Source organism: Micromonospora sp. NPDC047620 (genome assembly GCF_043205005.1).
GTDB lineage: Bacteria > Actinomycetota > Actinomycetes > Mycobacteriales > Micromonosporaceae > Micromonospora.
In genome coordinates, this window is sequence record NZ_JBIDDG010000063.1 from 1 (window position 1) to 8,710 (window position 8,710).

Here is an 8,710-nt window from a genome sequence, read left to right on the forward strand (position 1 = left end):
TAGCCCGTACCTGGATCGAGTCGATCACCGCCCTGGACCAGTCCAGGTCCCCACGAGCCTGCAGGCGGCCACCTTGATCGGTCGCTCGAGATCGCGCCACCCCGTGCCACAACGGCCGCGGATATACGACCGCCGGCTCCTACCGGCGCAACGTACTGTGTTCGGGTGGAGACACTCGAGTCAGGACTTTCACGCCGCGGTCGGATACTCGCGCGTGAGGAAGAGTACGGCGATCACCCGAGTCCCGTGGACGCCGCTGACGCATATGCCCTCGATCACCTGCGCGACTTGATAGCGGAAGCGGTCCGCCGCAACTCCGATGTAGAGCTCGATGGAACGGACCTTGTGCTCATAAGCATTACAGGTCGCTCACCGATGTCCACAGTGGTCGCCTACGACGTATTACGGCCGCGTCGACTTTTGGTGATCCACTCTGGCAGGGGCGAGGAGGCTGTCAATGTAATCGGCGACTACGTGGTCGGTCCGGGTCGCCTGAGGCATTCCGAGTTCTTCCATAACCATGTAGACGCCATAGATCCACGGGTTGTGTACCAAATCATCAAGGACTTCCTCTCACGTCCTGACATTTCCCGTGATCGTGTGATCCTCAATATCACCGGCGGCAACAAAGTCATGAGCGCCGCCGCAGCGCTCGCAGCGTGGCAGCTCGATCTGGAACTGTGCTACGTCGATGTCGAGCCGGACCCTGCAACGGGACACATCCGGCCCGAGACTCAACGGCTTCTCCTGTTGGACAACCCCATCAGCATCTTCGGAGACCAGGAGATGGTCCGCGCTGCGGAACTTCTACGAGCTGGCGCATTCGACATTGCGAGCAAGAGATATCAGGATCTGAGCGACCGGCTGGCCAGCCCAAGCGTAGCCAGATTCTGGAAGGCGGTGAGCGATCTGTATAAGGCGTGGTGTGACCTGGTGTTGGCCGACCTCCCCGCGCTCGCTGACCGCGTGGAGGACTTGCTCAACAGCTACGGGGAGCCGCTGTCGCCGGCAATCACATCCAGGATTCGGCAACAAGTCGCCTTCTTGCGGCGGCTGGACGACTCGACAGAGAGCCGCCTCAACTTGATCCTGGGACTTCATATCCTCGGTGGCCACTATTCACGCCTCGGGCGGAATGACTTCGCGGCATTACTCTACTACCGGACGATCGAAGGCTGCCTAGCTTGGCGCCTTGAGGAGACCCACCGAGGATTTCTCTGTGACTCGCCGGACTACACATTGCTCGGCGATGACATCGAGAGTGGCTACGCTGCTTTGTCTATCGGATCTCCCGAGGATGACTCCGGCTTGCCGTCCAAGGTGAGCCTCGTCGCGGCAGCGAGGCTGCTCGCGTGCACGGACGACGATTTCGCAAAACGGGCGGGATTGACAAGCCAGAGGGCGATCCGCAACCTGGCCGACCTAACAGCGACGCGGAACAAGTCAGTCTTGGCCCACGGCTTCAAGCCGATCGACGTTGAATCGTCCGAGAATCTTGGGAGCCGCGCCTTCTTCTACCTCAAGAAGATTTGGGAGCTACATCGGCCGGGGGAAGACCTCGATGACCTGAGAAAACACCTGGCCTTTGTTGTTCCGCCAGAGAGCGGCGACTCAATGGCTAAGGAGGAATAGGCAGATAAAGCGGCAACTCGCAAGGTGCGGGTTCCAGACCTCCGACCGCCTTTCACTCTCAACCCGGTGCAGCAGTGTACGTCATGTCAGAGTGGTCAATCGAGTGGTTCAAGAATCGTTGAGCGTCAGTGACCACACTGCTACCGAGCGGGAGAAGCACTCCTGCCTCTACGCTGCCAAGAAGTCCGAGCCGCATGTCGAGGTTCGCTGAGAAAATTGCGCCTTGTCGCCCGTCCGCGATGACGGCTTTGGCGTGTGTCAGTGAATCGCCGTAGATTTCGACGCCCACGGAGGCAAGGTTGTCTAGTTCTTGCATGTGTGCAGGGAAGGTGCGACCACGGACGAGTAGGCGAACTCGTACACCACGGTCGATCGCAGACCTTAGAGGATCTAGCACCCAGTATGGTTCGTCGGCGATCCCAGCGATACTGAAGGTGGCGAGGTCCAATTTCGATTCCGCAGAACTGATAATGTGCCGAATCGTCTCGGCGATCAAGCTGCGGTTGCTGTGGGTCCAGATGATCGAGCCGGTCGCATTGATCTGAACGGCCGGCAGTTGAGGGAGCGGTAGAACAGGCTTACGTTGCCTCAAGGCATACGCGAAGCCTGGCCGGGCTTCCTCGCTGCTTTCATGCCACAGCCGGGCGAAGAAGCGGCTAGCCTCGAGTACGCGCGCCTGGTCGTGGATAAGCACGCCCAACTCGCCTGTCACCGGCCGGTTGTCCGTGCCGGTGAGGGCACTTGTCTCCAGGTTGGCGCTCCCGATCAGCGCGCGTCTGTCGTCGACAACTATGAACTTGGCGTGACAATCAACATGGCCGCGAACATAGATTCCCGCCTTGGTGAGCCTATGGAACCGCTTTCTCTGAGCCTCTATTGAGCCGTTGTCGTCCGTCTCGGTGTCTTCGAGGGAAACGAGATCAAGCTCAGCTAGACCTCGGGCGAGGGAACGATCGTTCCATGCCGTGATGACATAAACGCGGCCCCTCAGCCGGTCGACAGCGTCCAGAAGGGACCGCAGGAGCTCGTCCTCGCCTAAACGGAAACTTGCGATGAAGACCTTCTCGCGAGCGGAGTCGATCAGTTCGACAACGTTGTTGCGTATATTGGATTCTGATCCTCGATAGGAGAAGACAACTTGCTGTCCGGCGTCATCGCATGATTCCGCCCGTATTGGCACGCTCGACAACTGCCTTATTTGAAAGGTGCCTGTGCTTGGGTCGACCTCGCCGACGTTTATCGGCCTAGTCACGCGGAATGTCCGTTGGCTCGGTGAGTGCATATGCGAGCGTGAAGTGTCCCAGCGACCACACTCGGCTTAGCATGTCGTCGATTGTCGTCAACTGCGGAACGTGTGGTTGCGGTGGCCTGCTCTCGTCAAGGAAACGGAGAATCGGATTGACCGAGCCCTCGGCCTGCGCTTTGGCTATTGCCTTGTCGCGCGCGAAGAGACGCTCAGCGCGTGGGTCTGTTGGGCGGAACGACATTGACAGAGAAACGGTGCAGTCATCGGCGACCACCTCCAAGGCGGCTTCCGAGGCGAGGTTCTGCTGGGTCGCCACTTCCGACGCCGATAAACCATCGACGTCGAGCTGCCAGGTGTCTATTGAGCACCGCGTGGGCAAGACACGTGGAGGCGTCGATGTTGACGAGGTCAAGGCGTGCCAGAGTGCTCGCCGATACGTTGTCGTTCCCAGCACGTCCGCCAACTGCTTCCATGAATCACCGAGGTTGGTCTGGCCTTGGATTAAGATGTGGACCGGCTCGGATCGTGCCTGATCGTTCGAACGCCGAGAAGGTTTCGAGTGGAACATAAGGGACAGTTCGGTGCTTTCGTGGGTGGTTCGAAGGACCGCGTCGCACTGGTACGCGAGACAAGTGCCGTCGGCGAACAGAGGTGGATCAGGAGTGGTTACCCGCTCTGTAAGTCCGACGACGCCAGAGTCGGCGCCGCGGATGCGGCCGAGCCGGATGTGCTCTTCCAGAAGGTCTGACCTCTTCACGCCCGCCAATTCTCGCGGGGCGGGAACTGTCGCGACGATGTACCGGCCTCGATCGTCGAGCTTTGAGAACGCCTTCGCATCTTGTTTCGACAGGGCTACAACCTCGTCTGAGTCGGGCAAATAGATATATGATTGAGAGCCCTCGACCGCATCGTAAGTCTGTCCCCTTTCAAGGGTTTGGCGTGCCGTACTCGTTGCAAAGTATTCAGTATCGCGTCTTACGACGGCCCCGCCCCTAATCAGCCTACGGCAAAGCGCGTGCAGCAACTCGGATGGCAAACCGGTGATGGCCTCGAACTGCGCCGTACTGAACGTCTCAAGTTCTGTTGCGCATTCCAGAACGAACAATTCGAGCTTGGTCAGGCTCGAACTGTTGCGCTTCCTGACCTCTACATCAGGCCAGAATGCGATCCGCAACGCGGCTCCGTAAATGTGGAGCGCGTTGTCACCCGGCCCGTGGCTGCCTCGCGCCGAACGTCGGACTTTCACTGAGCGACGTGGCGTCATCAGGTGTCCTTCACGATAGTCATCACGTCTTTGCGACTTTCCAGCGTGCTAAAGAGATGCCTGTAGAACTTCGTGGCTTCCGGCACAGACCGTAGACCTTCGAGGGTGGGCCGGTGCCCGATCATGATGAGGCCGCGGCGAGCGCGCGTGAGTGCTACGTTGAGCCGGCGCGTGTCCTGTAGCCAGCGCCCGTAGTTCGGACCGGGCCTGCCCTGCTTAGCTCTACAAAAACTGACGATCACCAGGTCGCTCTGCTGGCCCTGAATGCTGTCGATGACGCCGACCACATCGAAGCCAACTCTGGCGAAGGCCGGCGAGTGGGGGTATTCGATTCGGTCGCGGATGAGGCGGGCTTGCTTTTTGTAGAATGTCAGGACGCTCACAGAGAGCGTTTCGTTAGTCGCTTGCAACTCCCGCTCGATATTCGAGCAGACGCGCCAAACCCAGTCCACCTCTAGGGCGTTGGTGAAGCCGCCGTCGTCGAACTCGTCGTAAGCACGCTGATGTGCCGCGGTATCCATGAAGACAACCGGGGCGCCGAACGCCGGCAGCACGAACGGCTGTGGACCGGTCGCCCCCGGAGGGGGCGAGAGGAGTCCGCCACCGTAAATCGGCTCGTTGACCAAGCTCGCAATAGGCTCGATCATTCGCCGCTGTGTGTTCAGCTTGGCGACAAGCCCGTCCGGCACTGTGGTGATACACCGCTCGAACAAGCTCTTCGTCAGATGCTTGCGAACAAGCCTTATCACCTGCTGTTCCGGACTCTTTTTCTTCCGGCCGATCAAGCGCAGAAGATCATCGAAAGTTTTCTCATGGACCGACCAATTCGGTGACTTGCGCAGTTCTTCCGTCGCCGCGAGGACAGAGTCCCGCCGGAATTCTCTGGTCTCGTCGTCCTCATACCACTGCGTCGCAAGCCTGCTCACTGCCTCCTCAAGGTCGATGGCGGATCCTGCCTTGGCGAGATGGATCGCCGCCAACGCCAGAAAGTGGAGCTCGTCCTTCGGGTCTAGATATGGTGGGAGTTGATGCTCGTCGCCCACGATAATCCATCGTTTTGACTGGTTGGCGCCGATAAGAAACTCAAGGTCGATGACTCGGCTCGCCTCATCAACAATAAGCGTGTCGAAGTCGACATCGTCAAGTGAGGCCGCTCCGCCCGGTGTCGCGCACAAAACGTTCGCCGACTGCCGAATCTGAAGCTGAAACTCGTCACGTGATTCAGCTCGACTCTTACCCTGAGTCTGCCCGCTAGCCTCAAACCAGCGGGCTTCTAACTCTATGAACTTCTTGAGCACGGCCGCCCGGTCGGCGAGTTCTTGCTCGCGCGCCTCCCAAGCGTGATCTGCAATGCTACTGATTTCGTGCCCGACAAGATGGACGAGATGGTCGGCGGCTAGGACCTCTCGTACTCGCGCCTCGGCCAGCTGGTCCTGCGCCCTCATGTATTGCTCGGCGAGACGCTCGCGTTCGTCTGCATAGCGGGCCGCGCCTTCCATCAACTGCTCGGAGCGCTCGGCCTGTCGCAGAAATATCGCTTCGATCCTGGACTCTGTTCCTTGGATGAGTCGCTCAAGTCTCTCTGACTTGGTTCTCAGTTCGCCAATCTCGCTAAGTTGAGCCATCACGCCAGGACCAGCAGGACGAGTGCCCCTGCGCTCCACGTCGGCTAGCTCTGAGCGAAGGCGTTCTAGCGACTCTTCGGACTCACGAACCGTCTTAACGTCAGATGACTCAGATTTGTTCATTTCTGAGACCTGACTCTCGTACTCCCTCTCCAGACGCTCCAGGGCGCCGGTGCCGTCTGCCAGGGTTCGCTCGAAAAGAGACCGCTGACTTCGGTACAGCCGGAACTCAGTGATCGCTTCGCGCAGAGAAACTAGCTCGTCGATTTCGTCGCGCCACTCTTTCGCTCTGGACTGATCAATTGTCCTTGCGCGGCGCAGGTAGGTCGCTGACAGGTGCTCCGGCATGAATCGCTGCAGGTCCCCGCGAACCCTCGACTCATCCCACGCGATACGGATAGGAAAGATGCTCGGCTCATTACTAAGTCTCTGGAGGACCTCATCCAGGGCCACGTGCATAGGAGCGACCAGTAAGACACGCTCGCCTCGTTCGACGAGCTGTAACACGCTCTCGGTAATAACGGAGGTCTTGCCGGTGCCGGGAGGGCCCTTGATAAGAAAGGCGTGTGGGGCGTTGACCGCACCAGCAACTGCTTCTCTCTGTTCATCGTTGAAACGAAACTCGTCCGGACCGGCTCCGCATTCCAGGTGGAACTGACCAATTTCTGTTCGCTGTATGTTTGCCAGTCCTTCGGGCCGGAGTAGGAGAAGTGCCAGATCGTTCCATGATCCATCTATGTTCTCCGCTGTGAAACGGCGAACTGCGGCCGCATTGGCAAGCATCGAGAAACGAGGCACAGCCTCGACGGTTACGTTGAGCCCTCGTTCGAGAACGACACTGCGGGGTAGTCGAAGTAGCAGGACTCCACGGTCCTTGTTAGAGCCGGCCTCGTCAACCCGGCACCGTAGAGTGACTTGATCCCCTAGCGTGAGCGTGACTCTTGCGTGATCGAACAGGCGCGAATTGGCTTGAACCTGGACGACCGCGTTTCCTACGTGGCTGCCCGCGACCACGCCTTCGTCAGATATCTCCGCAGTCGTCGCAGCGCGCAACCGTAATACCTGGAGCAAGGCCGAGATGGTGGCAAGCTCGCGTTTAGCGTCCCTCCTGAAACTTCTGCCTGGCGGCTTGCGTTTTGCCTTAGCTAACCGCCGACGGCTCGTACCACGAATGCTCTCCCGCCTGCGGAGGATTGACCTCGCTCTTGCGAATTTCTCCACAAGGTCAGGGAGGTCACACGGTGCGTCGTCGCGCTGTGGTCTCTCGAGCGTTACTGAATCCGGCCGGACCAACAAGTTGCGCCGGGCGACGATTGAGAACTGGACGTCGACTACTTTTGCTATTTCCGTGGACCCATCACGGCCAGTTGACGGGACAACAATGAGCCGAAACTGGGAGCCGGTCGCGATGAAAACACTGCCTTGCTCTCTGTGTGTGAGCGTCATCCCGTCCATCAGGTCGGCCTCGACCTCGTGAGCGCTGACGCCTGCCTTGTCCAAGACGTGCCGCAAGACGGTGAAGCGAATTGTCGCCTTCTCCGCATCACATCGCGCGAATGCCTCAGGGTTACGCTCGACGCACTCGTCATCAAGCCACGCGATGGGAATTTGCATCTCGGTCACTGGACAGGCAACCTACTGGCGCCTGGTGCAGACCGGTGCCGCCGACGGCACGTTCCGAGACGTGAATGCAGGGCCCTCCTCCTGTGCGTTATGCGGCGACCTGCCGTTGTCGGAGGTGCGGCCGTCAGGCGAACCGCGTTGCGAGCGACCGAGAAGCTTGCCATCGACGGACCTCCTGCTTCATCTCCCGGCCCATTATGCACGTCGGTTTCAGGTAAGAACGCTCTTTAATTTCCATGTATCGATGGTAAGTCCGGTCTGACCTAGGCGATTGGCTGGGAGTTGGGCGGTCGTGGCTTCCGACGGCCACTCGATTGGATGGCGGATGTGTCGCGGACCGTGGACTTGCCGAACTGTTTCCTGCTCCGCGCTTGAAGGTTGGCGGAGCGGCGTCGTCCACCCACGGTCGCGTACACCACCGCATCAGGGTCATTGCGTTGTTGAGTTGCTGCTGGTTACGGCGGTGATGAGGTCGTGTGGGCGGCGGGTTGCGCGGGCGATGTTGGCCTCGCCGTCGATGCGGCGGCAGCTGATCGCGGTGTTGCGCAGGGCGGCGATGACGGCGGGTTCGGTGCCGGTGCGGGTGCGGGCTTGGTGGAGATCTTCACGGAACGTGACATCTCGGATGTAGTGGATCTTGTTCTCGGTTCGCCATTCGCGGTGGGCCCAGTCCTGTAGGTCGGCGGGTTGGGCTTCGTTGGCGGGCGGGGACACGATCGGGTACGCGGTCTCGCGGCTGGTCTTTGCGCTGGTGGTGCGGGTGATTCGGATGGCCGGTTGGGCGTGGGGAACGATACCGCCGGGGGCGTGCACGGTGACGGCTTTGACGGTGCGGGTTTCACGACGGCCATGTCGGGTGTCGCGGGTGCGGTCCCCTGCCGGGGGTGCGCCCAGGGGCAGGGCTTTGATCTGGGCGAACAGGGCGGGCTGGTTGCCCTTGGGGCAGTCGTCGGCTCGGGGAATGATGTTCAACCTGTGGGGTGTCCGAGGTGGAGCGTTGGTGTCCTGATGCTCTGTGGAAGATCGCCGCGCCGTTGATCCCGCCTGTGCCGGTGCGGCCGCAGGGTGGTGGGCGGCGGCGGATAGATGATCGGACGGTGCTGGCCGCGATCTGCTACCTGACCCAGGCCGGGTGCTCCTGGTGGAAGCTGCCCGAGGCGATATTCGGCGTCACCCGCGCGACCGCGCACCGCCGCTTCGTTGAATGGACGAAGGCCGGGCTGTGGCCTGCGCTGCACCTGGCGGTGCTGCGGCGGCTGCAGGCTCGTGGGGACCTGGACTGGTCCAGGGCGGTGATCGACTCGATCCAGGTACGGGCTG

The 8,710-nt window shown here is 60.3% G+C and carries 6 protein-coding genes; 2 read left to right on the forward strand and 4 right to left on the reverse strand.

The genetic code is table 11. The features are described 5' to 3' along the window. The first annotated feature begins 165 nt into the window (after nucleotides 1-165). The gene (locus tag ACGF5C_RS33815; RefSeq protein ID WP_393308333.1) at nucleotides 166-1,632 is read left to right on the forward strand and encodes a hypothetical protein; all 1,467 of its coding nucleotides are present in this window, start codon (nucleotides 166-168) and stop codon (nucleotides 1,630-1,632) included. Nucleotides 1,633-1,690: 58 nt separating this feature from the next. On the opposite strand, the gene ACGF5C_RS33820 is transcribed toward ACGF5C_RS33815, so the two are convergent. The 4 genes from ACGF5C_RS33820 to ACGF5C_RS33835 all read right to left on the reverse strand — a co-directional run bounded on the left by ACGF5C_RS33820 (nucleotide 1,691) and on the right by ACGF5C_RS33835 (nucleotide 8,362). Continuing rightward, nucleotides 1,691-2,812 carry a phosphatidylserine/phosphatidylglycerophosphate/cardiolipin synthase family protein gene (locus ACGF5C_RS33820; RefSeq protein ID WP_393308339.1) on the reverse strand — a complete coding sequence of 374 codons (1,122 nt, stop codon included), beginning with the start codon at nucleotides 2,810-2,812 and terminating at the stop codon, nucleotides 1,691-1,693. 64 nt (nucleotides 2,813-2,876) lie between these two features. After that, complete coding sequence (locus tag ACGF5C_RS33825) at nucleotides 2,877-4,052, reverse strand: hypothetical protein (protein ID WP_393308335.1); 1,176 nt, start codon at nucleotides 4,050-4,052, stop codon at nucleotides 2,877-2,879. Nucleotides 4,053-4,141: 89 nt separating this feature from the next. Then, nucleotides 4,142-7,381, reverse strand: a complete 3,240-nt coding sequence (locus ACGF5C_RS33830; RefSeq protein ID WP_393308341.1) for a DEAD/DEAH box helicase — start codon at nucleotides 7,379-7,381, stop codon at nucleotides 4,142-4,144. 438 nt (nucleotides 7,382-7,819) lie between these two features. After that, entirely contained in the window at nucleotides 7,820-8,362 is a 543-nt protein-coding gene (locus ACGF5C_RS33835; protein WP_393308337.1) for a hypothetical protein, read from the reverse strand. An 80-nt stretch (nucleotides 8,363-8,442) separates the two neighbouring features. On the opposite strand from ACGF5C_RS33835, the gene ACGF5C_RS33840 reads away from it, so the two are divergent. Next, on the forward strand, nucleotides 8,443-8,710 hold a 268-nt coding region (locus ACGF5C_RS33840; RefSeq protein WP_393308343.1), incomplete at its 3' end, for a transposase.

Coding starts and splice junctions, on each gene's coding strand:
- ACGF5C_RS33830 (WP_393308341.1), bottom strand. CDS start 7,381: ATGCAAATTCCCATCGCGTGGCTTGATGACGAGTGCGTCGAGCGTAAC.